Source organism: Neisseria perflava, from assembly GCF_024170405.1.
GTDB classification, from domain to species: Bacteria; Pseudomonadota; Gammaproteobacteria; order Burkholderiales; family Neisseriaceae; genus Neisseria; species Neisseria perflava_B.
Genome location: NZ_JALJYC010000007.1, coordinates 17,236 through 42,701 on the forward strand (window position 1 = coordinate 17,236; position 25,466 = coordinate 42,701).

Below are 25,466 nucleotides of genomic sequence, written 5' to 3' on the forward strand. Positions count from 1 at the left end.
AGCGAACGCGGCTACACCTGCCGCCAGCAGCTTTCAAACATCAAATCGCGCAGCCATTTGTGCGCCGGATTACGGTGGGTGCGCTCGTGCCAGGCGAGGGCTTTGGTGAAGCCGGGAATGGCAACCGGCGGTGCAAACGTGGTAATGCCGCTCTGCTTGGCCACCAGGAGGTAGGGGACGACGGCGCACAAATCGCTGTCGCGCAAAATGTCCGGCAGAATTAAAAAGCTTTGTACCGACAGGCTGACGCGGCGACTGACGCCGTTGGCAGCGAGCATGCGGTCGGCAATGCCGGAAAAACCGCTGCCGGTAGGCGACACCAGCGCATGCTCGAGTGCACAAAATTTCGCCAAATCGGGGGTGCCGTCGGCTAATGCGGGATGGTCACTGCGCAGGGCGCAAACATAATGCTCGTCAAATAGTGAGCGTACATGCAAACCGTCGGGCGCCTGCTCGGGCGTGGTCAGAGCGAAATCCAAAGTACCGCGCTCTAAATCATCGTACATGGTGCGCTCGTTTAAGAGGGTAATCGCCACTTGAATATTGGGCGCTTGTCGGCGCAGGGCGGCGAGAAAAGGCGCGGCTACGGTGCGCATGGCGTAATCCGTGCCGGCGATGGCGATTTTCAGCTCGGCTTCGCTAGGATGAAATTCGGGCTCGCGCAACAGGGCATCGGCCTGCTCCAGAATCTGCTTCACCGGCGAAGCCAGCGCTTTGGCGCGGTCGGTGGGCAGAATGCCGTGTTGGGTGCGGATAAACAGCGGATCGCCGAAACTGTCGCGCAAACGGGTCAGCATGCCGCTCATGGCGGGCTGGGAGACGGATAGCTTTTCGGCGGCGCGGGTCACACTGCGCTCGTCCAATAAGGCGTTAAGCGCTTTGAGCAGGTTTAAATCAAGGGTCTTGACGGTGTGCATGGCGGTGTTTTGCAACGGTTAGGCCGTCTGAAAACGAAGGATGGCAAATTGCGGTTGTGGTTTTCAGACGGCCTTTGACATTTATCGGGTAGGGTTGTGACGGCTTGTCTTGCCGCGTCAGGAATAAGGGCTAAGCGGGCGGTTTGTCCAACATGGTTTTCAAGGCTTCCCATGCCTGCGGCAGGGCGGTAAAGCCGTCTGAAGCCATCAGATGGCCGCCTTTGGGAATATGGGTTACGGGGCTGTGCAGGCGTTCGGCCATACTCAAGGTCAAAGCGGGCGGCACATGGGTATCGTTGTCGGATACCAGACAATGCTTGGGCATACGGATGGCGTTGAGCACATCAAAATCGGGCTGCGAGGCGCGGATATAGTCGTCAAGCTTGGGCAGCGGCGGCAGCGGGTCGGCAAAACCGGCCGCCAATACCAAACCGCCGACGGCTTCGGGCTGTTGGCGGCTGAGAAAATGCAGCAGGGTAATGCAGCCTAAGCTGTGGCCGACCAAAAAGGTGTCGCCATCGGGCTTGCCGATGTACCGGTCAAGGGCAAACTGCCAAGCCTGCGCGGTCGGCTGTTCGGGATGGGGCATAGCAAGAGCCTCGGCTTGGACACCATGGGCGCGGCATTACCCGACCAGCCAGTCAAACCAGTTGCCGTGCGGATTGCCTTCAAAACCGTGAACGATAAAAACGTGTTTGCTCATCTCGGCCTCCTTTGTTTGAACGCGGCAGGTCGTTGACCCGCTGTGATTTGTTTTGCTCTCAATGCCGTGCCGTTGCACCGCTATCGGCAGGATTCAAATGCTTTTTCAGACGGCCTCTGCCATAAGGGAAAACGCGTGTGTACTTATGGTACACACGCTATGCCCGATATTGTATGATGTTTTTTAGAAATAACCCGCTTTTTTACGCTCTTCCATCGCCGCTTCGGAAACGCGGTCGTCCATACGGGTGGCACTGCGTTCGGAAATAGTGGCGGCGGCGGTTTCGGCGATGATGTCTTCCGGCGTGGCGGCGGTACTGGCCACGGGGCAGGTGCAGGAAATGTCGCCGACGGTACGGAAGCGTACGTCGCGGATTTCGGAAACATCGCCCTCGCGTTTCGGGGTCAGCGGGGTCACGGGTACCAACAGGCCGTTGCGCTCAACCACTTCGCGTTTGTGGGTATAGTAAATCGGCGGCAGCGCCAGTTTTTCACGGGCGATGTATTGCCAAATGTCCAGCTCGGTCCAGTTGGAAATTGGGAACACGCGCATGTTTTCGCCTTGGAATAAGCGGGTGTTATACAGCGACCATAATTCCGGACGTTGGTTTTTCGGATCCCATTGGCCGAATTCGTCGCGGAAGGAGAAAATACGCTCTTTTGCGCGCGCTTTTTCCTCATCGCGGCGCGCACCACCCATCAATGCGTCAAAGCCTTGTTCTTCAATGGTTTCCACCAAAGTGACCGCCTGCGCCGCATTGCGCGAATCGGTTTCGCGGCGCAAGACGACCGTGCCCCGGCGGATGGATTCTTCCATGCTGCCGACCACCAGCTGAACGCCGGTACGCGCCACGGTTTCGTCGCGGAATTGGATGACTTCGGGATAGTTGTGGCCGGTATCGACGTGCAACAATTTAAACGGCAGGTGCAGCGGACGGCCTTCGATTTGGAAGGCTTTGACCGCCAGCGACAGCAGCACCACCGAATCCTTGCCGCCGGAAAACAGCAGCGCGGGATTTTTCGCTTCGGCGATGACTTCGCGGATGATGTAGATGGATTCGGCTTCCAGCCAGTCGAGGTGGTGGTTTTGGATAGACATGTTTTTCTCTTCGGCAAGTGATTCGATAATGCCTGCTACTTTAAACAGGCCGTCTGAAAAAGGGAAAGAATGGTTTGTTTGTTGTTAAGATGATTTTGTTATATTAGGAAAATGCCGTCTGAAAACAAACGGTTTTCAGACGGCATTGCCCACCTTGAATTTGCCTGTAAAAAAACGCATAATAACGCCCTAATTTTAAGAGAAAATTGCGGAAAAATCATGAATACCGACCAAATCGAAGTGCTGTTCAAACTGCCGGAGCAGGAAGAAAACGTCTTTGCTGAGTTTATCAAACGCCAGCGGGATTTATTGATTTCAAGTCCGAAAGAAACTGCCAAAAAAGCCACCGAGCACAATCAAAAGCAAATTGACGGCTTATTGAAAGCGCAAAAGATTTCCGAAGCGGTTTTATGTTTGCGTGAATTTGCCTACGAGGAATTTTTAAAGGAAGAAGCCGTGTTTAACGGCGTGGTTTTAAAAGAAATCAGTAAGCAGTTTGATACGCCGAATAAAATTATTACCGATTTGAGCAGCCATCTGTTTGAATTAAATCTGAAATCCAAAGCTGATTTTACCGCACGGCTGATTGAAGTATTCGGCAGCTATGCAGGGGCAATCAGCCCCTATATTTATCAGCTCTGCTTAAGCAATACCCAATCCCGCCGCTCCCGAGCGGGCAAGGTGTTTGAAGGTATTATCTATTTTCTCTACGAGCATTACGGCTATCCTTTCAATTCGCAAGCCCAAGTGGGGCGCAAAACCTTTGCCGATTTGGGGCTGGGCAAGATTGTCGATTCCGTCTTGCCGAGTATGGCAGCTTTTAACGAACGGCGCGACAAAACCATTATCGGATCGATGAAAACCACGCTGCGCGAGCGTTGGCAGGAAGTGGTGGAAGAAGTCAGCCGTTCCAATATTCCGAGCATTTATTTATTGACGGTGGACAACGATATTTCCGAAAGCAAAGCGGTGCAGATGGGCAACCATAATATCGTACTGGTGGTATTGGACAGCGTAAAGCAGCAGCCACACCTGAAAAACAAACGCAGTATTATCAATTTTGAAAATTATTTTTTGGACGAAATTCCCAACGTAATGAAATATTGGAACGCATAATGTTGAAAATTATAGATTTATTTGCAGGTATCGGCGGCATCCGTTTGGGATTTGAGCAAGCCTTTGACGGTGTGGACTGCGTGTTTACCTCCGAAATCGACAAATATGCGGTGCAAACCTATCAGGCAAATTTCGGGGCAGCCCCCGTGTTCGGCGACATTACCCAAATCGATGAAAAAGACATTCCCGACCACGATGTTTTATTGGCGGGCTTTCCTTGCCAGCCGTTCTCTCAAGCAGGCTTGAAAAAAGGCTTCAGCGATACCCGTGGTACGCTGTTTTTTGATATTGAACGGATTTTGCTGGAAAAACGTCCGCAAGCCTTTTTGCTGGAAAACGTCAAGCAGCTCAAAGGACACGACCGGGGCAGAACCTTGCAGGTCATTCTCGACCACTTGGATCAAGCCGGCTATAAAGTTTGGTATGACGTGCTCAAAGCGAGGGACTTTGGCGCACCGCAAAACCGCGAACGCATTTATCTGGTGGGATTTTTAGACCACAGCGTCGATTTTTGTTTTCCCGAGCCTTCGGGCATTGATACCCGGGTGGGCGATATTTTGGAAAGCGATGTTGCCGACAAGTACACCATTTCCGACAAATTGTGGGCGGGACACCAACGCCGCAAGGAAACCAACAAGCAGAACGGCAAAGGCTTCGGTTACGGCTTATTCAATGCCGAATCCGCTTACACCAACACCATTTCCGCCCGTTATTACAAAGACGGCAGCGAAATTCTGATTGAGCAGGCGGGTAAAAATCCGCGAAAAATCACGCCGCGCGAAGCCTCCCGCTTGCAAGGCTTTCCGCAGGATTACAAAATTCCTGTTTCTGATGCCCAAGCCTACCGCCAATTCGGCAATTCGGTATGTGTTCCCGTTATCCGTGCCATTGCCGGTCAGATGAAGGCGGCAATGCAACGGGCAGAAAGTGCGGTCAAAAATCAAAAAGTTTCCGAGCAGTGCAAGCCTGTTATCATCTCGCCGCATAGCCGACAAGAAAAGCAGTTTGAAATGCGGTTTTAGCTTGTAATTGAAATAGGGATAACAAAAATGCCTACAAATACACAATCTCGCCTGTTTTCCCTTTGCTCTCTTCGCTTGCCCACCAGACAAACTGCGGCAAGACATCTTCATAATCTTTGCGTTCGCTTTTGGATTCGCCCGGGTGGGATTTGATACGCTGCGGCGAGTTGATGGCGCCGGGCACCAAGACGTTGGCACGCAGGTTGGGGAAGCGTTCCCACTCGTCGGCAGCGACTTTGCACAGGTAGTTGAGCGCGGCTTTGGAAGCGCCGAAACCGCCCCAGTAGGCTTGCGGCGTTTCGCCGTGGCTTTCGCCGACGAAAATCACGGAGGCGTCGGGCGATTCTTTCAGGAGCGGGAACATGGCGCGGGTCAGTCCCATCGGGGCGACGGTGTTGATGCGGTAGAGTTTGACCCAGTCGGCCACGGTTTGGAAATCCAGCGGCGAGAGGGCGTTGAAGTAGCTGGCGCAGTGGACAATGCCGTCCAAGCGGCCTTGCGTGGCTTCGGCGATGGTGGCGGCGAATTGGTCGAACTCTTTGTCTTCGGCGGTCAGGAGGTCGAAGCAGATGGCAAAGGGTTCGGGACAGCCTTCGGCAACAATCGCGTCATAGACTTTTTCCAGGCGTTTTTGGTGGCGGGCAACCAAGACGACGGTAGCACCGGCGGCGGCGTAGGCTTTGGCAACCTGTTCGCCCAAGCCTTGCGACGCGCCGGTGACCATGATGATTTTGTTTTGCAGTGAAGACATGGATTTTCCCTTTGGGGTAACAGCCGGTTGGGGCGGCTTGGGGTAGGTTGGGTCTTGACCCAACATTTTAATAAAGTACCTTGTTGGGTCAAGACCCAACCTACATGAAATTTTCAGACGGCCTTTAAGTCATTCAAGCACACATCTGCCGCCGCGATTCCCGATTGTACCGCAGCTTCCAGCGTGGCGGGATAGCGCGGGTGCAGGTAGTCGCCGATGGGGTAAATACGGCGGTGGTGCAGCCAGGCCGAATCGGGCGGGGTGCGGCCGACGGTAGCGGCGGCGGTGGCGCGTTTTTCGGTAATGACCTGCGCGGCAACGGGGCTGCCTATATCGGGGCAGACGCGCAACACATCGGCGTGTACCCGTGCCGCCCATTCGTCATTTTTTAACGTGCCGATACGGTCGGAAAGGCTGATGACGGCGGCGATTTCGTTGGCGCTCAGGCCGAGTGCGCCGCGCTGTATCAGCCATTGCGCCGTGCCATCGGAAAAGCCGGTCATGGGGGCGGGCAGGGGAACGGCTTGGGCGTAACGCAGATAAACGGTGGTAATGGCGTGGTAATCCATTGCGGCGTAGACCGTCTGAATCTGCGCAGGGGTGTCGGGCGGCAGCAGCGCGGCGGCGTGGTAGGGGGCAACGGCTAAAATGACCGCGTCAAAAGCGGTGCCGTCGGCCTGCACGCGGCCGTCGGGCAGCGTGATAAGCTGCGGCACGCGCGTTTCCATATGGATGCTTGCGCCGTGCCGCGCCAAAAATTGCAGCGCAGGTTCGGCGGCGATTTTGCCCAAATCCTGTTTGGGAATCAGATAATCGCTGCCTGCCTTGTCTGCCCACACGCCGTCTTGCAACACGTTGCACAAGGTGTTCAGGCTGGCGGCTTCCAGCGGGGTGTTGAGCGCGCCCCACACCAGCGGCTGCCAAAATTCCAGGGCGAGTTTGCGCGGCACGCTGCGCTGTTGCAACCATTTTCCGACGGCGATGTCGGGGCGGTGTTTTTGATGACGGCGTTGCAGCGCGGCCATATCGTGCAGGAGCTTGAATTTGAGTGCGCCGGAGAGGTTTTTGGCACGCAGCAAACCGGCGGCGATGTGCCACGGCGAAGGCAGGGAGGCCGTCTGAAATTGCAGGCCGTCGTGCAGATACCATTGCAGCGGCAGGCGCAAAAAAGCGTCTTGTTCGTTGACACCGATATGCGAGAGCAGCGACAACACGCCGTGGTACGCGCCGATACAGATATGCTGGCCGTTGTCGAGAAAGCTGAAACCGTGGCCGCTGCCGCCGAAGGTGCGCGCGCGCCCGCCCGCCTGCCGCCCCGCTTCAAACAGGGTGACATCGGCGCGGCGCACCAGCTGCACGGCGGCGGAAAGACCGGCCCAGCCTGCGCCAATCACGGCGATTTTGGGGCGGGGGGAGTGGGTGTTCATTTTATTATCGGCTTTCAATGTTTTTCAGACGGCCTGTTGGGTTTGATATAGCAGGCTAGGGTATGCAAATGGGTAACTTGGGTTGTAAACCCAACATTGCCTAGGTTTTCGTTGGGATTTTATCCCAACCTACGCGGGATAACGGTGCTTATACTATGCAACTTTTTACGGCTTAAACCCGAACAGCCATGTTTTCAGCGCAATGCGTTTTTTGCGCGGCGAAGGAATGGCGATTTTGTAGCGCAACACGTTTTGTGCACCGTCGCGCTCGATTTCGTTTAAGAGGGCGTAATAAATTGCCGCTATCACCAGCCCGACTTTCTGCGCTTTTTTGTCGGCAGCGGGCAGGAGGGCGACGGCTTCGCGGTAGGTTTCACGGGCGCGTTGGATTTGGAAGGCCATCAGCGCGGCAAATTCCGGCGTGGGCGTGTAGCGCAAAATGGTGGCGGCCGGCACGTCAAACTGCTGTAAATCTTCTAGCGGCAGGTAAATGCGCCCGTTGCGCGCGTCTTCGCCGACATCGCGGATGATGTTGGTCAGTTGTAGCGCCAAGCCCATTTTGTCGGCATAATCCAGCGTTTGCGGGTTGCTAAAACCCAAAATCCGCGCAATCAGGCAGCCGACCGCACCGGCCACGCGGCGGCAATACAATTTTAAATCATCAAAACGCTGGTAACGCGCCTGCTGCAAGTCCATCTGCATACCGTCTATCAGCTCTTCTAGTTCGCTTTTGGGCAGGCCGAACTGCGGTGCAATGGTTTTTAAGGCCTGTTGCACGGGATGTTCCGGCGTTTCACCGTTAAACACTTTGGCCAAATCGCCGCGCCACCAGTTGAGCGTGGTTTGCGCCACATGCGGGTCGGAGCAGTCATCGACAATGTCGTCCAACTCGCGGCAGTAGGCATACAACACCGTGACTGCATCGCGCTGCTTCTCGGGCAGAAAGCGGAAGCCGGAGAGGAAACTGGAATGGCTCTCTATGGCTTTTTGGCGGCAGTAGTCTAGGGCTTGCACGGCGGTTCCTGAAAGATGGTTTTTATCTGCGGATTGTAACGGCAAATGCGGCGGATAACAAATATTAACGGATTTTCAGACGGCATTTGCGGCGCTCAAAGGCCGTCTGAAAACGGCCGATTGAGATTGGCTATTATTTCCTACTAATCCACTCAACTATCCGCATGAAATCTGTTAGAATAGCGGCCAACGAATAAAATCAAACCAAAAGGCACACAATCATGGCACTTTTGCAAATTTCCGAACCCGGCATGTCCGCCGCGCCGCACCAACACCGCCTTGCCGTCGGCATTGATTTGGGTACGACCAACAGTCTGGTGGCGACAGTCAAAAGCGGCAGCGCAGTCTGTCTGCCCGATGAAGCGGGGCGTAAAACGCTGCCCTCGGTAGTGCGCTATGCGCCGGACGGGGCGGTGGAAGTCGGCTATGCCGCGTTGAAAGCGCAGAAAGCCGACCCGATTAACACCATCAGTTCGGCCAAGCGCTTGATTGGGCGGACTTTGTCTGATTTGCAGCAAGACAGCCATTATCTGCCCTACCGTTTCGGCGATAACGGGCGCGTGATTGAGCTGAACACGCGCCAAGGCGTGAAAACGCCGATTGAAGTGTCGGCGGAAGTGTTGAAAACCTTGAAAGCGCGTGCCGAAGAGAGCTTGGGCGGTGCGCTGACCGGTGCGGTGATTACTGTACCCGCTTATTTTGATGACGCGCAGCGCCAAGCCACCAAAGACGCGGCGCGTCTGGCCGGCTTGAACGTATTGCGCCTCTTAAACGAGCCGACTGCGGCGGCGATTGCCTACGGCTTGGACAACGGCTCGGAAGGCACGTTTGTGGTGTACGATTTGGGCGGCGGTACGTTTGACGTATCCGTGTTGCAGCTGACTCGCGGGCTGTTCCAAGTCAAAGCCACCGGCGGCAACAGCGCTTTGGGCGGCGACGATTTTGACCACCGCCTGTTTTGCTGGCTGCTGGAGCAAAACGGCCTGTCGCAGCTCAACGAGCAGGACAGCCAATTATTGCTGGCGCAAACCCGCGCCGCCAAAGAAGCGCTGACGGCGGCGGAACGCGCTACTGTTCACGCCACGCTTTCAGACGGCCGCGCGATTCAAACCGACATCACGCGTCAAGAGTTTCATAATCTGACTTGGCATTTGGTGCAAAAAACCATTGAGCCGGTGAAGCAGGCGCTGAAAGACGCGGGCGTGACCAAAGGCGAGATTAAAGGCGTGATTATGGTCGGCGGCTCGACCCGTATGCTGCATGTGCAGCAGGCGGTGGGTTCGTTTTTCGGGCAAACGCCGCTAAACAACCTTAATCCCGACGAAGTCGTCGCGCTCGGCGCAGCGATTCAGGCCAATGTATTGGCGGGCAACAAAGCCGACGACGATTGGCTGCTGCTGGATGTTACGCCGCTGTCGCTGGGCTTGGAAACCTACGGCGGCTTGGCGGAAAAAATCATTCCGCGTAATTCCACCCTGCCGACCGCGCGTGCGCAAGACTTTACCACTTTTAAAGATGGCCAGACTGCGATGACCATTCATGTGGTGCAGGGCGAGCGCGAGCTGGTGTCCAATTGCCGCAGCTTGGCGAAATTTACCCTGCGCGGTATTCCGCCGATGGTGGCGGGCGCGGCGCGTATCCGTGTGACCTTCCAAGTGGATGCCGACGGTTTGTTGTCGGTGTCGGCGCAAGAGCAGTCTACCGGCGTGCAGGCGCAAATCGAAGTCAAACCGTCTTACGGCTTGGACGACGACACTATCACGCAAATGCTTAAAGACAGCATGAGCAATGCCGCCGAAGACATGGCCGCCCGCGCCCGCGCCGAAGCGGTGGTAGAGGCCGAAAGCCTGGTGGCCGCCGTGGAAGCGGCCTTGGATTTGGACGGTGATTTGCTCACCGACGACGAAGCCGCCGCCATCCGCACCGATATTACCGCTTTGAAAACGCAGATGGACAGCGGCAGCGCCGAAACCGTCCGCGCAGCCACCACCGCCCTCAGCCATTCTACCGACCCTTTCGCCGCCAAACGCATGAACCGCAATATCCAGCGCGCGCTGATGGGGCAGAGTGTGGACAGTATTTGAATTTAGTAGGGTGGGTCTTGACCCGCCATCAGCCTAAAACAGCCTGAATAGCCGTGTTATGGTGGTGGGTTAAAACCCACCCTACGGCTAAGCAATATGCCGTCTGAAAACAGAAAGCCTTTATGCAATCCTTAAGTCAAGATTTATACCAGCAAATCAACGTATTGTGCGAACAAGGCGATGAATTGGCTGATGAAGGTCAGTTTAATGAAGCTTTAACGCGATACAAAGCCGCATGGAAGCTGCTGCCCGAGCCGAAAGAACAATGGGAAGCGGCCACATGGATTTTGGTGGCGATGGCGGACGCCCATTTTTTAAACGGCAAATACCGGGCTGCCGTAAAAGATTTGACTACTGCTTTAGCCAGTATCCATGCAGTGGATAATCCGTTTATCTATCTGCGCTTGGGGCAAAGCCGCTTTGAATTGGGTGAAGCCGCCGCCGCGCTGGAAGCCTTGCAAACCGCTTATGAATTGGGCGATGAGGAATTGTGGGAAGGCGAGGACGAAAAATATTTACGTTTTGTCGCCGCGTAAACCGCGCAGTAAACACCCAAGCATAGATATACCTTGGCGTATCTATGCTGTTTCATTTCAGACGGCCTTAAAACTTCATCAGGCCGTCTGAAAACAAAAAAACTTTATAAACAACTTTATTCGCAAAGAGAACACACATGCCGAAAATCACCGTATTGCCCCACGAAACCCTGTGCCCGCAAGGTGCGGTCATCGAAAACGCGCCGCAAGGCGAAACCGTTTTGGACGTTTTGCTCGACCACGACATCGAAGTGGATCACGCCTGCGAAAAATCCTGCGCCTGCACCACCTGCCACGTGGTTATCCGCAAGGGTTTCGACAGCATGGAAGAACCTACCGAATTGGAAGAAGACTTGCTCGATCAGGCTTGGGGCTTGGAACCCGAATCGCGTCTGAGCTGTCAGGCTGTTGTTGCCGATGAAGATTTGGTGGTGGAAATTCCGAAATACACCATCAACCACGCGCGCGAACACGGTTAAAGATAAAAGGCCGTCTGAATTTTTCAGACGGCCTCAACCGCCTAAAACAACACAAAGGAACACAATATGAAATGGACAGATACCCAACGCATCGCCGAAGAATTATATGATTTGCACGGCGACGACATCGACCCGAAAACCGTGCGCTTTACCCATTTGCGCGATTTGATTATGGCCTTGCCCGATTTTGACGACGACCCCGCCCGCTGCGGCGAGCGCATTCTCGAAGCGGTGCAGCAGGCTTGGATTGAAGAGACGGAGTAACAAGCGTCGGCGGCATTTTGCCGTTGCCCCAAGCAGGCGTATAATCCGGTTTGTTAATATGTTCAGACGGCCTTATCTCAACGCATATTGAGGCCGTCTGAAATTTTTATAGGATTACCAATCATGCAAATCATTCATACCATTAGAGAATTACGCGAGTGGCGCAAAACGGCGGGTAGAGTGGCGTTTGTGCCGACCATGGGCAATCTGCACGAAGGCCATCTGGCTTTGGTGCGCGAGGCGAAAAAACGCGCTGATAATGTTGTGGTCAGCATTTTTGTCAACCGCCTGCAATTCGGGCAGGGCGAGGATTTCGACCAATATCCGCGCACTTTGCAACAGGACGCAGACAAGCTGGCGGCCGAAGGCGTGGCCGCGGTGTTTGCGCCGGACGAAAAAGAGCTGTATCCGCATGTCGAGCAGCGTTTCAACGTCGAGCCGCCGCATTTGCAAAACGAATTGTGCGGCAAATTTCGCCCGGGACATTTTCGCGGCGTGGCTACGGTGGTAACGAAATTGTTTAATATCGTGCAGCCGGACGTGGCCTGTTTCGGTAAAAAAGATTATCAGCAGCTAGCGATTATCAAGGGTTTCGTGGAAGATTTGAACTTCAACATCGAAATCGTGCCGGTCAATACCGGCCGCGCAGCCGACGGTTTGGCCTTGTCGAGCCGCAACCAATATTTGAGCGAAGCCGAACGCGCCGAAGCGCCGCACCTGTACCGCGAATTGCAGGCGGTGGCCGAGGCGGTAAAAAGCGGAAATTTGGATTATGCGGGCTTGGAGCAACGCGCCGTTGCCAACCTAACCGCCGCCGGTTGGCAGGTGGATTATGTCGAAATCCGCCACGCTGAAGATTTGGCGGTGGCGCGTGCCGGCGATAAGGCACTGGTGGTGTTGGCTGCCGCCCGTTTGGGCACTACCCGCCTGATTGACAATCTGGAAATTTCGCTGGCTTAACGGGTTTAAAATCATGGCAAATAGCGCCTTTGATTTCAGGCGCGGATAGCCGTTTCCCAAATAAATCAAGGATAAGGCCGTCTGAACGCATCCGCCGCGTTCAGACGGCCTTTTATACTTTTTTGAATCAAGCATAGAAGCAAGCATTCTTTGTGTTTGCGCCGCATATCCTTTAGAATGCGGCTCTTATACCTACCCTAAAAGTCAGGAAGTTTCTTATGTTGAAAAAATTCGTATTGGGCGGCGTGGCCGCATTGGTATTGGCCGCTTGCGGCGGCAACGAAGGCGGTTCGGCTGAGCACAATGCGGCTTCCGCGCCGGCAGAGCAGTCTGCAACCGGCTCCCTGATTGAACGCATCAACAATAAAGGTACGATTACCGTCGGCACGGAAGGTACTTACGCGCCGTTTACCTATCACGACCAATCAGGCAAACTGACCGGCTACGATGTAGAAGTGACCCGCGCCGTGGCTGACAAATTGGGCATTAAGGTTGATTTCAAAGAAACCCAATGGGATTCGATGATGGCAGGTTTGAAAGCCGGCCGTTTTGATGTGGTGGCCAACCAAGTCGGCCTGACCAGCCCGGAGCGTAAAGCGACATTCGACAAATCCGAGCCGTATAGCTGGAGCGGCGCGGTATTGGTGGCGCGTAACGACAGCAACATCAAAGACATTAAAGACATCGCCGGTGTGAAAGCGGCGCAGTCGTTAACCAGCAACTACGGCGAAAAAGCCAAAGAAGCAAAAGCCGAAATCGTGCCGGTGGACGGTTTGGCGCAATCGTTGACCGTGATTGAGCAAAAACGCGCCGATGTGACGCTCAACGACGAATTGGCAGTATTGGATTATCTGAAAAAAAATCCGAATGCCGGCGTGAAAATCGTATGGTATGCGCCGTCTGAAGAAAAAGTCGGTTCCGGCCTGATTGTGAATAAAGGCAATGATGAGGCGGTGGCAAAATTCAGCGCGGCGATTAATGAATTGAAAGCCGACGGTACGCTGAAAAAATTGGGCGAACAATTCTTCGGGAAAGACATCAGTGTTCAGTAATTTTCTGGCATCCTTGCCGTTCATGACCGATACCCGCGCTGAGTTGGTCATCAGCGCGTTTTGGCCGATGGTGAAGGCCGGATTTTTGGTATCGGTGCCGCTGGCGGTGGCTTCTTTTGTCATCGGCATGATTATTGCCGTGGCGGTGGCGGTCATCCGCGTGATGCCGTCGGGCGGTTGGCTGCACAAAATCCTGTCTTTGGTGGCGAAAGTGTATATTTCCGCCATTCGCGGCACGCCCATGCTGGTGCAGATTTCCATCGTGTTTTACGGTCTGCCTGCGGTTGGGATTTATATCGACCCGATTCCCGCCGCCATTATCGGCTTTTCGCTCAATGTCGGCGCCTATGCGTCGGAAACCATACGCGCAGCAATTTTGTCCGTACCGAAAGGGCAGTGGGAGGCCGGTTTTTCCATCGGCATGACTTATATGCAGACTTTCCGCCGCATTATCGCGCCGCAGGCATTTCGCGTATCCGTGCCGCCTCTGAGCAACGAGTTTATCGGCCTGTTTAAAAATACCTCGCTGGCATCGGTGGTAACGGTGACCGAGCTTTTCCGCGTGGCGATGGAAGTGGCCAACCGAGCCTATGATTTTCTGCCGGTATATATCGAGGCCGGTTTGGTGTATTGGTGTTTCTGCTGGGTATTGTTTTATGCGCAGGCGAAATTAGAACAACGCTTCGACCGTTATGTGGCCAAGTAAGGAGAAAGCATGATTAAAATCCGCAATATCCACAAAACCTTCGGCAACAATACCATTTTGCGCGGCATTGATTTGGATGTGAACAAAGGCCAGGTGGTAGTGATTTTGGGGCCGTCCGGCTCGGGTAAAACTACATTTCTGCGTTGTTTGAACGCTTTGGAAATGCCGGAACAGGGGCAAATCGAATTTGATGGCGCTAAACATTTAAAAATTGATTTTGCTAAAAAACCGGGCAAGGCTGATATTCTCGCGCTGCGCCGCAAATCCGGCATGGTGTTTCAGCAATACAACCTGTTTCCGCATAAAACCGCGTTGGAAAACGTGATGGAAGGGTCGGTGGCGGTTCAGGGTAAGCCGGTGGCCGAGGCCAAGGCGCAGGCGCAGGCATTGCTGGAAAAAGTCGGTTTGGGCGATAAGGCCGATTTGTATCCCTTCCAGCTTTCCGGCGGCCAGCAGCAACGTGTCGGCATTGCCCGCGCCTTGGCGATTCAGCCTGAATTGTTGTTGTTCGATGAACCGACTTCCGCGCTCGACCCCGAGTTGGTTCAGGATGTATTGGACACCATGAAAGGCTTGGCGCAAGACGGCTGGACGATGATTGTCGTGACCCACGAGATTAAATTTGCCATGGAAGTGGCAGATATGGTGGTGGTGATGGACGGCGGTGTGATTGTCGAACAGGGCGCACCGCAAGTCTTGTTTGACAATCCGCAACACGAGCGCACCAAACGCTTCTTGCAACAGATTCGGGCGAAGTAACGATAGGCTGTCTGAAAAATAAACTAATCTGTTTATTTTTCAGACGGCCTTTTGTATGGATTAGTTATTATGCAACATAATTGTATATAAAGCTTATTCATATGAACGTAATTCATTTATACTGAAACAACTCGGCGCATGCCGACACTTACCTAACGGAGATTGATTATGAGCAAAACCCTGCCTTTGCGTGCCGATACCGTCGGCAGTTATCTGCGTACCGCCAACCTGAAACAAGCCCGCGCTGATTTTGCCGCCGGTAAAATCAACCGCGACGAGCTGACCCGCGTCGAAGACCAAGAAATCGCCAAATTGGTGGATGACCAACTGGCCGCCGGTTTGCAAGTCTTGACCGACGGCGAATTCCGCCGTTCTTGGTGGCACATCGACTTTTTGGAAAACCTCAACGGTATCGAAGGTTTTATCCCCGAGCAGGCTTATGCCTTTAAAGGCGCCGAAGTGCGCAAATACAATACCCGCTGCAACGGTAAAGTGTCTTGGAACGAAAACCATCCTTTCATTGCGCATTACAAAGCGCTGGAAAAAATCGTGAACTGCCGAGGCATTGTCAAATACACCATCCCCAGCCCCAATCAACTGATGTATCCGTTTATCTGGCAAACCGGTGTTTATGCCGACAAACAAGCATTTTGCGAAGATGTGCGCCAAACTTATAAAGACGCCATCCAAGCCTTCTACAATGCCGGCTGCCGCTATCTGCAAATTGACGACGTGTATTGGGGTACGCTGTGCAACAACCACGACCAGCCCGATTTTGCCGAAAACAAAAAATTCGCCGTGGAAAACATCCAGGCGATTTTGGCGGACAAACCTGCCGACATGACCATCACTACCCACGTTTGCCGTGGCAATTACAAATCCACCTATCTGTTGACCGGCGCATACGATCCCGTTGCACCCGAGCTGTTCGGCCAAACTGCTTACGACGGCTATTTCTTGGAATACGACAACGAGCGCAGCGGCGGTTTCGAGCCCTTGAAATATTTCAACGACAATCCGCACAAAGGCCGCATCGTATTGGGCTTGGTAACTTCTAAATTCCCCGAATTGGAAAGCAAAGACGCCATTAAAGCGCGCATTGCCGAGGCCGCCAAAATCGTGCCTTTGGATCAGCTAGCACTCAGCCCGCAATGCGGTTTTGCCTCCACCGAAGAGGGCAACATCATGACCGAAGCCGAGCAATGGGCGAAAGTGCGCTTGGTAGAGGAAATCGCCGCCGAAGTTTGGGGTGAAGATTGAGCCAAACGGTTCATTTAAAATAAGTGTTTCTTCATCATCAAAGGTCGTCTGAACATTTCAGACGGCCTTTGTATGGATATAGATACGGTGTAGGTTGGGTTGTAAACCCAACATTTGCCTAAACGCCCGTTGGGATTTCATCCTAACCTACGCGGTTTGGTTTTTTACTTATTTCAGCATAACTGTAATACCTCAATTTTTTACCACAAGAATCGCGGCCAGCATAATCAAAATCAAACCGGTCAAATCGTTGAGTTTTAAATGCTCTCTAAACCACAGGCGCGAAATCAGCAGCATAAAAATCACTTCGACCTGCCCCAGCGTTTTCACAAAAGCCACATCGTTCAAACTCATGGCGCTGAACCAGCCGAGTGAACCGAGTACGGAAGCGGTGCTGGTGGCGCACATTAATTTGGGCTGCGCGAACAGCTTGCGCAAGGTGTCGCGCTGGCGCAGGTGGAGATAAGCAGTCAGCGCAACGGCTTGGATAAAAATCACTAAAAACAACACCCATGCCGCCGCTTGTAAGCGCGGCAAATCCAAACATAGTCCTGCTTCGCGCACAAACAGCGAAGTCAGCGCAAAACTGGTGCCGCTGGCAATGCCGGTCAGCAGCGTCGGCAGCGGCATGGCGCGTACCCGCGTGGCTCCTGATAGTAAAAATACCGCCACGCCGCCGATTAATACGCCCAACCAAGCCGTCAGACTGATTTGGGTGCCGAAAAACAACACACCCAACACCGCAGCAATCACCGCCTCGCTTTTGGCCAGACCCGCGCCGACGGCGTAGTTTTTCCATTGGAACAGCCGTACCATCAGCGCGGTAGCGAGAATCTGAAAACCCGCCGCGCCGACGGTATAGAGCCAAAAGGCGGTTGGAAAATCAGGTAGTGCAAAGCCGCTTTTCCAATAGAAACTGCTCAAATACAGCAATGCCAGCGGCCATGCGGCGATAAAACGAGCCAGCGTGACGCCGAGTACCGGCACGCTGGTGCTGAGTTGCTTTTGAAACGCATTGCGCCACGCTTGGGAAAAAGCGGCGAGCAGGGTGAAGTAAATCCAGGTCATTCGTTTCTCTTCTCTTGATGATTGTGTTTTCAGACGGCCTTAATTTAAGAAAAACCAAGGCCGTCTGAAAAATATTATTTTTGTTTTGTGATTTTAATTTAATGCGTTGCAGGCGATGGCTGCTTATTCTTTTTCTCTCAAATTCTGCTTCACCTTGTTAAAAAAGCCGCGCAGGATGTCGATGTCCTCCGTTTGCGTGTTGGCGCGGGCAAACAGGCTCTGCATACGGCGCATCATGCGCTCGCTGTTGCGCCGTCTGAAAAAATCCACATCGTGCATCAGCGATTCGAGATGGCCGACCATGCCTTTAATCTGCTCGTGGGTGGCGGCGTGGTCTTCCTGCTGCAAATGGCTCATCTGCATACCGGTTTGGCTGCAAATCTCATAACACACCACTTGCACCGCCTGTGCCAGATTGAGTGAAAAATAATCGGGGTTTCCGCTGATGGTCATTAGGCGGTTGCAGGCCTGCACTTCTTCGATGTTCAGGCCGAAAGTTTCATTGCCGAATACGAGGGCAACCTGTTCGCCGCGTGCGGCTGCCTGTAACAGCTCGGGCACCAGCTCACGCGGCGTTTGCAGCGGCGCGGTCAGCTCGCGGCGGCGGCTGGTAAGGGCGCAACTGAGAGTAGTGTCGGCCAAGGCTTCGTCAAGCGTGGCAACGATGGCGGCGTGTTCCAAGACATCAGCTGCGCCGGAGGCAAGGATAAAACTTTCTTCCGGCAGCTTAAAATCCTGCGGTTTGGCAGCGTCAAATGTGTGCGGCTCTGGCGTCATCGGCGTGGCCATCAGATTGGGCGCGACCAAGGTCAGACGGGTTAAGCCCATGGTTTTCATGGCGCGCGCGGCCGAGCCGATGTTGGCCGGATGGCTGGTGCGGCTCAGGATAATGCGGATGTTGTGTAAATAATCGGGCAAGGTAGGTTTGGAAAGAGTCATGTTTTGTTTCGGTTTCTAGGCTGAATCAGGTATAATGCGGCCATTCTTATTTTTTCAGACGGCCTTTGCCGTTGGAATGTTCTTTAACAACACTGGAAACGTGAAAACGTTTGAATCTTGCGCCTGAGGCCGTCTGAAAAGCCGCGTGTCAGGCGGTATTGTACCTGATTAGAAAGACTGCCATGAACCCGATTTTAAATACCGCTTTTAAAGCCGCTCGCAAAGCCGGTCAAATGATGATCCGCGCCAGCGGCAATTTGGACACTGTCAAAATCGACAGCAAAGCCTTCAACGATTTCGTTTCCACTGTTGACCGCGAATCTGAAAACATCTTAATCGAAGCGCTGAAAACCGCGTACCCGCACCATAAAATTACCTGCGAAGAAAGCGGTTCGCACGGCAGCGATAATGCCGAATACGAATGGATTATCGACCCGCTCGACGGTACCACCAATTTTTTACACGGTCACCCGCAATACGCCATTTCGATGGCCTTGCTGCACAAAGGCAAATTACAGGAAGCGCTGGTGTACGCGCCCGAGCGTGACGATTGCTATATGGCTTCGCGCGGCAAGGGCGCTTTGCTCAACGACCGCCGTATCCGCGTGTCCAACCGTATCGAACTCAACCGTTGCCTGATTGGTACTGGCTTTCCGGTGGTTGATCAAAGCATGATGGACAAATATCTGGCAATTTTGAAAGACTTTTTGGGCAAAACAGCCGGCGCACGCCGCGAAGGTGCTGCTTCTTTGGATTTGTGCGCCGTGGCTGCCGGGCGTTTTGACGGTTTTTTTGAATTTAACCTGAAACCGTGGGATATCGCCGCCGGTGCGTTAATCGTTCAGGAAGCCGGCGGTATTGTGACCGATATGCGCGGCGATGAAGGTTGGTTGGAAAGCGGCAATATTGTGGCAGGCAATCCGAAAGTGTTGGCGCAAATGTTAAAAGTGATTTCTCCTTATCTTTAATCTGATTCGACGGCAAAAGGCCGTCTGAAGCCTGTTCAGACGGCCTTTTGGGTTGTGCAGATATACAACACCTTACCTGTTTATCTAGGTTACTGTTGCAGTGAATAATATCCAGTCGATGATTTATTGTAGTAGCGTGATAAATATACGGAAATTAACCTTTTTTTGAATTCGGCCGTATGCATGTGCCCAGCAGTTTGGCGATGGCTGCTTTATCTTTTATGACGGTATGCGTGAGAAATCCGGCGGATAATGGTATCCTGACATACCGGTAGGGCTGGAATCAGCCTGCTTGTAAAAGATAAAATAAGAGGCCGTCTGAACGATTGCCTTTAAATAAATACACAAATTACGGATATTTCGTTGTGAATCCTATGCAAAATATGCAAAATTCTCCGGCAAGAAAGCAGCGCATCAGATTGTTGTGCCGCTTAATCAAACGCATGTCGGCTGCATCCGTGCTGTACTTGATGGTATCGCAGCATGCTTACGCCGCCGTGGAGTTGAAAGACATCCTTAAAGGCTCGCTGGTTTCTGATCCGATTATCATGGAAGCGAAAGCAGATGAAGAATCTGCCAAAAGTACGACTAAAGCGACATTTGCCCAGCATTATCCTGTTTTGGCTTTAACTGGTACGCAAGTTATCGCCCAAAAACACCAATATTCCAGTAATGATTTGGATGATGGCTTGGGTGTGCGCGGCAGTGTCAATGTCTATTCTTGGGGCGCAATCCAAGCAGCCGTCAAACGCGATAAATTCAAAGAAACTTATTTCAAACATAAATATTATGAAACCCAAGAGCAGTTGGGTAAAGATATTGGTGAACTTTACCTTGCCGTCTTGCGCGCGAAAGAGACTTTGCTGGTACATCAGCAGAGCTTGGTTCGTCACAATAATTTGATGAAAGATTTGAATGTCATCGTCAAATACGACAGCGGTCGCCGTTCGGAGCTGATTGAAGCACGTTCACGCTTGTTGCAGGTTGAATCTTCCATTGCGCAACAACGCCGTACCATGGAATTGGCATTGAGCCGATTGTCTCGTTATACGGGCAAGCCGTTAACGGCTAATGATTTGACCGATCCGTTTTCAGGTGATACTGCGGCCAGTTTTATCCAGAATTACCGCAATCCGGATAAAAATACCAATCCTTCTTATCAGGCGCAATTGGCCGAACAAAAAGCGGCAGGAGCGGAATTGGATATGTCCCGCAAGCAGCGCTTGCCTTCGGTTAATATCGAGGGTAATGCCAACCGTACCGACAAACAGGTTTATTTCAATGTCGTATGGAACGTATTGGATATTGCGGCGCGTCATAATGTCAGTAAAAATGCTCAAGTCTTGGCTGCTGCTGAAGCGCGTACCGAGCAAATCCTGAAAGATAACGAAGAAAAAAGCCGTACTGCCGAAATCAATATGGTGCAAAACGAGCAGCGTGCCAATATTACCGCCCAGCATATTGAAGCGCAAAAAGACGTAGTAAAAACGTATGAGCTGCAATTTAGAATTGCCCGCCGTACATTAACCGACGTTTTAGGCGCTTATACGACCTTGTCTGGTATCGAGCAAGATAATGTGACAGCACGCAACGATTTTCGAGATGCGGCCTTGCAATATTTGATTACTCAATCACAAGTCGCTAATTGGGCTGGTGTGCAGCAATAACATTAAAAATTTATAATCATTACGTAAATTATCATCATGAAAGCTATTATTGAACATATTGCGTTGGTAACCCGTCTGTTGGGGGCGCCGGTGTCGGAGGCTGCGCTCTCTGCCGAGGTGGTGCGGGACAGGAAGCTCAACGTCAACTATCATTCGCTCACAGAAGTCTTACGCAGTCACGGCTTTGAAAATACGCTGTCCAAGCGGAAGTTGGAAGATATTCCGTCTTTGGCTGTGCCGGTATTAATCATACTGCACAACGAAGAAGCAGCTGTCATTACCGAAATCGAAGGCTCGGGCAATGACCGCAAATACCATATCCGCCAAGTTGACGGTTTGGAGCAAGAGCTCGACCATGCCCAATTATCCGTTTTGTACTTGGGTTATTGTTGGTTTATCAAACCCAAAATGACGGTAGATAACCGTTCGGAATTGCCGGAATACCATTTGCCGAAATCATGGTTTTGGAAAGTCATTTGGCGTTTCCGTGGTTATTACTACCAAGTCATTTTGGCAACTTTCATCATCAACTTCTTGGCATTGGTGACGTCGCTGTATTTGATGAACGTTTATGACCGGGTAGTCCCAAACCAAGCTTATGAAACCCTTTGGGTATTGACCATTGGCGTGATTTTGTCGATTACATTCGAATTTATCGCCAAGATGATTCGTGGTCATTTAACCGATATTGCCGGTAAAAAATCCGATTTGATTATTAGCTCGGCCTTATTCCGCCGAGTGATGGCTTTGCGCTTGATTGACCGTCCGATTTCTTCCGGTTCTTATGCCAGCAACTTGCGCGAGTTCGAGGCTGTGCGCGAGTTCATGACCAGTGCCAGCTTACTGACTTTGGTGGATTTGCCTTTCTTACTGCTGTTTGTGGCTGTTATCAGCATTATCGGCGGTAAATTGGCCTTGGTGCCGTTAACTATTATTCCAATCGTTATTGTTGTTAGCATTTTAATGCAGCGGCCTATTGCCCGTTTGATGAACGAGACCATGAAAGAAGGTTCTCAGCGTTCAGGTTTAGCTGTGGAGGCGGTTGAAGGTATTGAAACGCTGAAAACCAACAATGCGGTTACCTGGGCTCAACAACGCTGGGATGAATATACGGCTAAAACAGCTGCCTCGGCCATTAAGCTGAAAGATACCAGCAATTTTATGATTTTCTTTTCTGCGGCTATGGTTCAGTTGAATACCATCGGTTTGGTGGTTGTTGGTACCTATCTGGTCAATGCAGAGAATGTCGATAGCCGCATTACTATGGGTGCATTGATTGCTTCCGTTATTTTGTCGGGTCGTGCATTGTCGCCATTGACGCAGGTTGCCAGTTTGGCAACCCGCTTCCAGCAAGCGAAACTGGCGTTACAGGGCGTGAATGAAATGGTTGAGCGTCCCATTGAGCGTGACCCTGAGCGTACTTACATCACTTTAGACCGCGTTGAAGGTCAGATTGCCTTTGAGGATGTATCCTTCAAATATGGTGAAGATGGGGCAGAAGCTTTAAGCGGAATCCGCTTGAATATCAAGCCGGGTGAGAAAGTCGGTATTCTAGGTAAAATCGGTAGCGGTAAAAGTACCATGCTGAAATTAGCCAGTGGCCTTTATGATACCGGTAAGGGTAATGTAACTCTAGATGGCGTGGACATGCGCCAAATCGATCCGAATTTCTTGCGCAGCCAAGTATTGTTGCTGAGTCAGTCTCCGCGTCTCTTTTTGGGTACGCTGCGTGAAAACTTGGATTTGGCGCGTACCGATAGTTATTCTACCGACCAAGAGTTGATTCAAGCCCTGCACCGTTTTGGTTTGGATCGGATTATCCGAAACCACCCGCGTGGTCTAGATATGCCGTTGGGTGAAGACGGTATGGGCTTGTCCGGCGGTCAGAAACAGATTGTGGCATTGGCACGTATGACCTTGCGTGATCCGCGTGTCGTTTTGCTGGATGAACCGACGACCAGCCTTGACCAAGGTACGGAACGGGTAGCTTTGAATGCCATCGCTCAGTGGGTCAAAGACCGCACAATGGTCATTGTGACCCACCGACCTCAGGTTCTGCAGATTGTAAACCGTATCGTTGTTGTTGATAACGGTAAAGTGGTTATGGATGGCCCGCGTGATTTGGTATTGCAAAAACTGATGCAAAATGAAAATGCGAAGCGCAATACGGCACAAAATCAGAATGCGACCACTAAAGTTAGTTCGCAGACCATTCAGTTGAATCGTAAATCGAATGCGGCGGAAGCGGGAAAACAACAATAAGGCAGAGTGAATCTCTCGTCATTTCGGAAAGCTATTGAAATCATGAGCAACGAAAATAAAGTAAATTCAACCAAGGAAAGCATTAAATCTAAAGATTTACATCTGATTAATGATTTGAATGCGGCCTTGCAAAAAGAGAAGCATAGTGGGCAGCTTTGGGTCATTACGCTGTTTTTTGCCTTCTTGGTAGTATTTGTTATCTGGGCTTATAACAGTCCCTTGGAAGAAGTTGTACGTGGACAGGGTAATGTCATTCCAAGTAGTAGGGAGCAAATTATTCAGAGTTTGGATCCGGGCATTGTTAGCGAAATCTTGGTCAAAGAAGGCGATATTGTTGAAAAAGGCCAGATTTTGATTAAATTGGATGATACTCGTAGTGCCGCTATTCTTCGGGAGAGTGAAGCCAAAGTAGAAAACTTGCAGGCAACAGTTGCACGCTTGAAAGCTGAAGCTTATGGCACGGAATTGACATTTCCTAAAAATGTTAGTAATGAGTTGCGCCAACGCGAGCAGGCTGCATACATTGCCCGCCGCCGTGCGGTAACGGATGCCCTGCAAAGCTTGACTGCCAGCAAAGCATCTTTGGATAAAGAGATTCAGATTACCGCTCCTATGGTAGCTCAAGGGGTTGTATCAGAAGTTGAGTTGCTGCGCATGCAACGTCAGTCTAGTGATTTTGCCTTGCAGATTGACGAGCGGAAAAACCGCTACATGACCGATGCCAATAACGAATTGGTAAAAGCCGAAGCGGAATTGGCTCAAGCTCAAGAAACCATGGCAATGCGTGCCGACCCTGTTGAGCATGCAATGATTCGCGCTCCGATGCATGGTATTGTGAAAGACATTAAAAACAATACAGTAGGTGGTGTAGTAACAGCGGGTCAGGAAATCATGCAGATTGTGCCGTTGAATGACAAACTTTTGGTTGAAGCCTATGTTCGTCCGCAGGACGTTGCGTTCTTGCGTCCGGGACAAACTGCTCTGGTACGGGTTAGTGCTTATGATTATGCACTGTATGGCGGTTTAGATGGCAAAGTAACCTTAATCAGCCCGGATACCATCAGCAACTCTAACCAAGCAAGAGCCAACGATTTGAAATTGGATCCGAGCCAAGTGTATTATCGAATTTTGGTTGAAACCACCGGCAACACCTTGACCGATAAAAACGGTAAAAAAATGGAGATTATTCCGGGTATGGTGGCAACGGTCGATATTAAAACAGGTGAGAAAACAGTATTCCAATACCTCATCAAACCGATTACCCGTATGAAACGTGCGATGAGCGAGCGCTGATTCATTCTTAACTTATCAAATGCCGTCTGAAAATTCAGACGGCATTTTTATTTTAATAACGGGCTTATCGTTTTACAGAACTTTGGCTTATGACAATATGAATATGAAGACAGAACTGATAAAAAAGGCTTCCCATCATTTATTATGGAAAGCCTTTTAGGTTTCTTACTGAGGTTGCTTACTTAGCATATTGCTTTAACAGTTCTTTGAATTCTTTACCCGTTTCAGGATGTTTCAAACCATAAGCAACGGTGGCTTCCAAGTAGCCCAATTTACTGCCGCAGTCGTAGCGTTTGCCTTTAAAGGCATGAGCCAAGACAAATTCGTGATCCAGCAGGCGGGAAATACCGTCGGTCAGTTGGATTTCGTTACCGGCACCGCGCGGCAGATCGGTCAGCAAATCGAAAATGCGCGGGGTCAGGATATAGCGGCCGACGACGGCAAGATTGGAAGGTGCTTCTTCCGGTTTTGGTTTTTCCACGATATTGGTCACGCGCTGGTAGCTTTTCAGCTGTTCGACTTCGACGATACCGTAAGAGCCGGTTTGCGAAGGATCAACGGTTTCTACGCCCAAAACGCTGTTGCCGCTTTGGTTATAAATATCCACCATCTGTTTCAGCGCACCTTGCGGCGCATCAATCAGGTCATCCGCCAAAATGACGGCAAAAGGATTATCACCCACGGCAGCGCGTGCGCACAATACGGCGTGACCCAGACCCAAGGCTTCGGCTTGGCGGATATACAGGCAGGTAATATTAGACGGCAGAATGTCTTTCACCGTAGCCAGCAGTTTTTCTTTATGGCGTTGTTCCAATTCGGTTTCCAGCTCATAGGCTTTATCGAAATGGTCTTCGATGCTGCGCTTATTGCGGCCGGTTACAAAGACCATCTCGGTACAACCGGCGGCTACGGCTTCTTCCACTGCATATTGAATCAGCGGTTTGTCCACAATCGGCAGCATTTCTTTTGGGCTGGCTTTGGTGGCAGGCAGGAAACGTGTGCCCATACCGGCAACAGGGAAGACAGCTTTTTTAATCGGTTTCATGGTTTCTCCGTAGGGTAAGAGGATTTTCAATTTTACAGGATAAAAGAAATAGCGCAGTTAAAGCATAGAAAGTTCG

The 25,466-nt window shown here is 51.7% G+C and carries 23 protein-coding genes and 1 pseudogene; 15 read left to right on the plus strand and 9 right to left on the minus strand.

Annotation, left to right across the window (positions count from 1 at the left end; all coding sequences use genetic code 11):
* Positions 1-11: 11 nt before the first annotated feature.
* The 3 genes and pseudogenes from J2T37_RS03770 to cysD all read right to left on the minus strand — a co-directional run bounded on the left by J2T37_RS03770 (position 12) and on the right by cysD (position 2,718).
* Entirely contained in the window at positions 12-917 is a 906-nt protein-coding gene (locus J2T37_RS03770; protein ID WP_253353857.1) for a LysR family transcriptional regulator, read from the minus strand.
* A gap of 130 nt (positions 918-1,047) precedes the next feature.
* A pseudogene (locus J2T37_RS03775) lies at positions 1,048-1,620 on the minus strand (RBBP9/YdeN family alpha/beta hydrolase).
* A gap of 183 nt (positions 1,621-1,803) precedes the next feature.
* Complete coding sequence (gene cysD / locus J2T37_RS03780) at positions 1,804-2,718, minus strand: sulfate adenylyltransferase subunit CysD (protein ID WP_253353858.1); 915 nt, start codon at positions 2,716-2,718, stop codon at positions 1,804-1,806.
* A gap of 219 nt (positions 2,719-2,937) precedes the next feature.
* On the opposite strand from cysD, the gene J2T37_RS03785 reads away from it, so the two are divergent.
* The gene (locus tag J2T37_RS03785) at positions 2,938-3,834 is read left to right on the plus strand and encodes a type II restriction endonuclease (RefSeq protein ID WP_253353859.1); all 897 of its coding nucleotides are present in this window, start codon (positions 2,938-2,940) and stop codon (positions 3,832-3,834) included.
* Entirely contained in the window at positions 3,834-4,856 is a 1,023-nt protein-coding gene (locus tag J2T37_RS03790; RefSeq protein WP_253353860.1) for a DNA cytosine methyltransferase, read from the plus strand. Before J2T37_RS03785 ends, J2T37_RS03790 begins: the two co-directional genes overlap by 1 nt.
* Positions 4,857-4,887: 31 nt before the next feature.
* On the opposite strand, the gene J2T37_RS03795 is transcribed toward J2T37_RS03790, so the two are convergent.
* The 3 genes from J2T37_RS03795 to hpnD all read right to left on the minus strand — a co-directional run bounded on the left by J2T37_RS03795 (position 4,888) and on the right by hpnD (position 8,048).
* Positions 4,888-5,607, minus strand: a complete 720-nt coding sequence (locus J2T37_RS03795) for an SDR family oxidoreductase (protein ID WP_253353861.1) — start codon at positions 5,605-5,607, stop codon at positions 4,888-4,890.
* A 113-nt stretch (positions 5,608-5,720) separates the two neighbouring features.
* Positions 5,721-7,034, minus strand: a complete 1,314-nt coding sequence (gene hpnE, locus J2T37_RS03800) for a hydroxysqualene dehydroxylase HpnE (RefSeq protein ID WP_253353862.1) — start codon at positions 7,032-7,034, stop codon at positions 5,721-5,723.
* Between the two features lie 165 nt (positions 7,035-7,199).
* Positions 7,200-8,048, minus strand: coding sequence for a presqualene diphosphate synthase HpnD (gene hpnD / locus J2T37_RS03805; RefSeq protein WP_253353863.1), 849 nt, complete (start codon positions 8,046-8,048; stop codon positions 7,200-7,202).
* Between the two features lie 221 nt (positions 8,049-8,269).
* Between hpnD and hscA the strand changes: the two genes are divergently transcribed.
* From hscA to J2T37_RS03850, 9 genes are all read left to right on the plus strand, one after another.
* Positions 8,270-10,132, plus strand: coding sequence for a Fe-S protein assembly chaperone HscA (gene hscA, locus J2T37_RS03810; RefSeq protein WP_253353864.1), 1,863 nt, complete (start codon positions 8,270-8,272; stop codon positions 10,130-10,132).
* Positions 10,133-10,254: 122 nt separating this feature from the next.
* Positions 10,255-10,668: a tetratricopeptide repeat protein gene (locus J2T37_RS03815; protein WP_253353865.1), complete on the plus strand. Its 414-nt coding sequence runs from the start codon at positions 10,255-10,257 to the stop codon at positions 10,666-10,668.
* Between the two features lie 137 nt (positions 10,669-10,805).
* Positions 10,806-11,147 (plus strand): ISC system 2Fe-2S type ferredoxin, encoded by a 342-nt coding sequence (gene fdx / locus J2T37_RS03820; protein WP_253353866.1) that lies wholly within the window; start codon positions 10,806-10,808, stop codon positions 11,145-11,147.
* Positions 11,148-11,213: 66 nt separating this feature from the next.
* Positions 11,214-11,411, plus strand: a complete 198-nt coding sequence (gene iscX / locus J2T37_RS03825; RefSeq protein ID WP_253353867.1) for a Fe-S cluster assembly protein IscX — start codon at positions 11,214-11,216, stop codon at positions 11,409-11,411.
* Positions 11,412-11,534: 123 nt separating this feature from the next.
* Positions 11,535-12,371: a pantoate--beta-alanine ligase gene (gene panC / locus J2T37_RS03830; protein WP_253353868.1), complete on the plus strand. Its 837-nt coding sequence runs from the start codon at positions 11,535-11,537 to the stop codon at positions 12,369-12,371.
* A gap of 218 nt (positions 12,372-12,589) precedes the next feature.
* On the plus strand, positions 12,590-13,423 hold the full coding sequence (locus J2T37_RS03835; RefSeq protein WP_253353869.1) for a transporter substrate-binding domain-containing protein: 834 nt from the start codon (positions 12,590-12,592) through the stop codon (positions 13,421-13,423).
* On the plus strand, positions 13,413-14,129 hold the full coding sequence (locus tag J2T37_RS03840; protein ID WP_253353870.1) for an amino acid ABC transporter permease: 717 nt from the start codon (positions 13,413-13,415) through the stop codon (positions 14,127-14,129). Before J2T37_RS03835 ends, J2T37_RS03840 begins: the two co-directional genes overlap by 11 nt.
* Before the next feature lie 9 nt (positions 14,130-14,138).
* Positions 14,139-14,888: an amino acid ABC transporter ATP-binding protein gene (locus J2T37_RS03845; RefSeq protein WP_253353871.1), complete on the plus strand. Its 750-nt coding sequence runs from the start codon at positions 14,139-14,141 to the stop codon at positions 14,886-14,888.
* Positions 14,889-15,056: 168 nt separating this feature from the next.
* Entirely contained in the window at positions 15,057-16,148 is a 1,092-nt protein-coding gene (locus J2T37_RS03850; RefSeq protein ID WP_253353872.1) for a 5-methyltetrahydropteroyltriglutamate--homocysteine S-methyltransferase, read from the plus strand.
* Between the two features lie 192 nt (positions 16,149-16,340).
* Here the strand turns inward: J2T37_RS03850 and J2T37_RS03855 are convergent, their stop codons facing one another.
* Entirely contained in the window at positions 16,341-17,216 is an 876-nt protein-coding gene (locus J2T37_RS03855) for a DMT family transporter (RefSeq protein ID WP_253353873.1), read from the minus strand.
* Positions 17,217-17,339: 123 nt separating this feature from the next.
* Positions 17,340-18,155 carry an RNA methyltransferase gene (locus J2T37_RS03860; RefSeq protein WP_253353874.1) on the minus strand — a complete coding sequence of 272 codons (816 nt, stop codon included), beginning with the start codon at positions 18,153-18,155 and terminating at the stop codon, positions 17,340-17,342.
* A gap of 182 nt (positions 18,156-18,337) precedes the next feature.
* On the opposite strand from J2T37_RS03860, the gene J2T37_RS03865 reads away from it, so the two are divergent.
* The 4 genes from J2T37_RS03865 (at position 18,338) to J2T37_RS03880 (ending at position 24,345) form a co-directional block, all read left to right on the plus strand.
* On the plus strand, positions 18,338-19,123 hold the full coding sequence (locus J2T37_RS03865) for an inositol monophosphatase family protein (RefSeq protein WP_253353875.1): 786 nt from the start codon (positions 18,338-18,340) through the stop codon (positions 19,121-19,123).
* 443 nt (positions 19,124-19,566) lie between these two features.
* Positions 19,567-20,790 (plus strand): TolC family protein, encoded by a 1,224-nt coding sequence (locus tag J2T37_RS03870; protein ID WP_253353876.1) that lies wholly within the window; start codon positions 19,567-19,569, stop codon positions 20,788-20,790.
* 36 nt (positions 20,791-20,826) lie between these two features.
* Positions 20,827-23,052 (plus strand): type I secretion system permease/ATPase, encoded by a 2,226-nt coding sequence (locus J2T37_RS03875; RefSeq protein WP_253353877.1) that lies wholly within the window; start codon positions 20,827-20,829, stop codon positions 23,050-23,052.
* Positions 23,053-23,094: 42 nt separating this feature from the next.
* A complete protein-coding gene (locus J2T37_RS03880; protein WP_253353878.1) occupies positions 23,095-24,345 on the plus strand; it encodes an HlyD family type I secretion periplasmic adaptor subunit in 1,251 nt (416 codons plus the stop codon).
* 178 nt (positions 24,346-24,523) lie between these two features.
* Here J2T37_RS03880 and galU read toward each other — a convergent pair whose 3' ends face one another.
* Positions 24,524-25,390: a UTP--glucose-1-phosphate uridylyltransferase GalU gene (gene galU, locus J2T37_RS03885; protein ID WP_253353879.1), complete on the minus strand. Its 867-nt coding sequence runs from the start codon at positions 25,388-25,390 to the stop codon at positions 24,524-24,526.
* Positions 25,391-25,466 lie beyond the last annotated feature (76 nt).

Excerpts from the sequence above, each read along its gene's own strand:
- fdx (WP_253353866.1), top strand. The coding sequence starts at position 10,806 with ATGCCGAAAATCACCGTATTGCCCCACGAAACCCTGTGCCCGCAAGGT.
- panC (WP_253353868.1), top strand. The coding sequence starts at position 11,535 with ATGCAAATCATTCATACCATTAGAGAATTACGCGAGTGGCGCAAAACG.
- J2T37_RS03870 (WP_253353876.1), top strand. The coding sequence starts at position 19,567 with ATGTCGGCTGCATCCGTGCTGTACTTGATGGTATCGCAGCATGCTTAC.
- J2T37_RS03785 (WP_253353859.1), top strand. The coding sequence starts at position 2,938 with ATGAATACCGACCAAATCGAAGTGCTGTTCAAACTGCCGGAGCAGGAA.
- J2T37_RS03790 (WP_253353860.1), top strand. The coding sequence starts at position 3,834 with ATGTTGAAAATTATAGATTTATTTGCAGGTATCGGCGGCATCCGTTTG.
- J2T37_RS03815 (WP_253353865.1), top strand. The coding sequence starts at position 10,255 with ATGCAATCCTTAAGTCAAGATTTATACCAGCAAATCAACGTATTGTGC.
- J2T37_RS03835 (WP_253353869.1), top strand. The coding sequence starts at position 12,590 with ATGTTGAAAAAATTCGTATTGGGCGGCGTGGCCGCATTGGTATTGGCC.
- galU (WP_253353879.1), bottom strand. The coding sequence starts at position 25,390 with ATGAAACCGATTAAAAAAGCTGTCTTCCCTGTTGCCGGTATGGGCACA.
- J2T37_RS03860 (WP_253353874.1), bottom strand. The coding sequence starts at position 18,155 with ATGACTCTTTCCAAACCTACCTTGCCCGATTATTTACACAACATCCGC.
- iscX (WP_253353867.1), top strand. The coding sequence starts at position 11,214 with ATGAAATGGACAGATACCCAACGCATCGCCGAAGAATTATATGATTTG.
- hscA (WP_253353864.1), top strand. The coding sequence starts at position 8,270 with ATGGCACTTTTGCAAATTTCCGAACCCGGCATGTCCGCCGCGCCGCAC.
- cysD (WP_253353858.1), bottom strand. The coding sequence starts at position 2,718 with ATGTCTATCCAAAACCACCACCTCGACTGGCTGGAAGCCGAATCCATC.
- J2T37_RS03845 (WP_253353871.1), top strand. The coding sequence starts at position 14,139 with ATGATTAAAATCCGCAATATCCACAAAACCTTCGGCAACAATACCATT.
- J2T37_RS03865 (WP_253353875.1), top strand. The coding sequence starts at position 18,338 with ATGAACCCGATTTTAAATACCGCTTTTAAAGCCGCTCGCAAAGCCGGT.
- J2T37_RS03855 (WP_253353873.1), bottom strand. The coding sequence starts at position 17,216 with ATGACCTGGATTTACTTCACCCTGCTCGCCGCTTTTTCCCAAGCGTGG.
- J2T37_RS03875 (WP_253353877.1), top strand. The coding sequence starts at position 20,827 with ATGAAAGCTATTATTGAACATATTGCGTTGGTAACCCGTCTGTTGGGG.
- J2T37_RS03795 (WP_253353861.1), bottom strand. The coding sequence starts at position 5,607 with ATGTCTTCACTGCAAAACAAAATCATCATGGTCACCGGCGCGTCGCAA.
- J2T37_RS03880 (WP_253353878.1), top strand. The coding sequence starts at position 23,095 with ATGAGCAACGAAAATAAAGTAAATTCAACCAAGGAAAGCATTAAATCT.
- J2T37_RS03850 (WP_253353872.1), top strand. The coding sequence starts at position 15,057 with ATGAGCAAAACCCTGCCTTTGCGTGCCGATACCGTCGGCAGTTATCTG.
- J2T37_RS03770 (WP_253353857.1), bottom strand. The coding sequence starts at position 917 with ATGCACACCGTCAAGACCCTTGATTTAAACCTGCTCAAAGCGCTTAAC.
- hpnE (WP_253353862.1), bottom strand. The coding sequence starts at position 7,034 with ATGAACACCCACTCCCCCCGCCCCAAAATCGCCGTGATTGGCGCAGGC.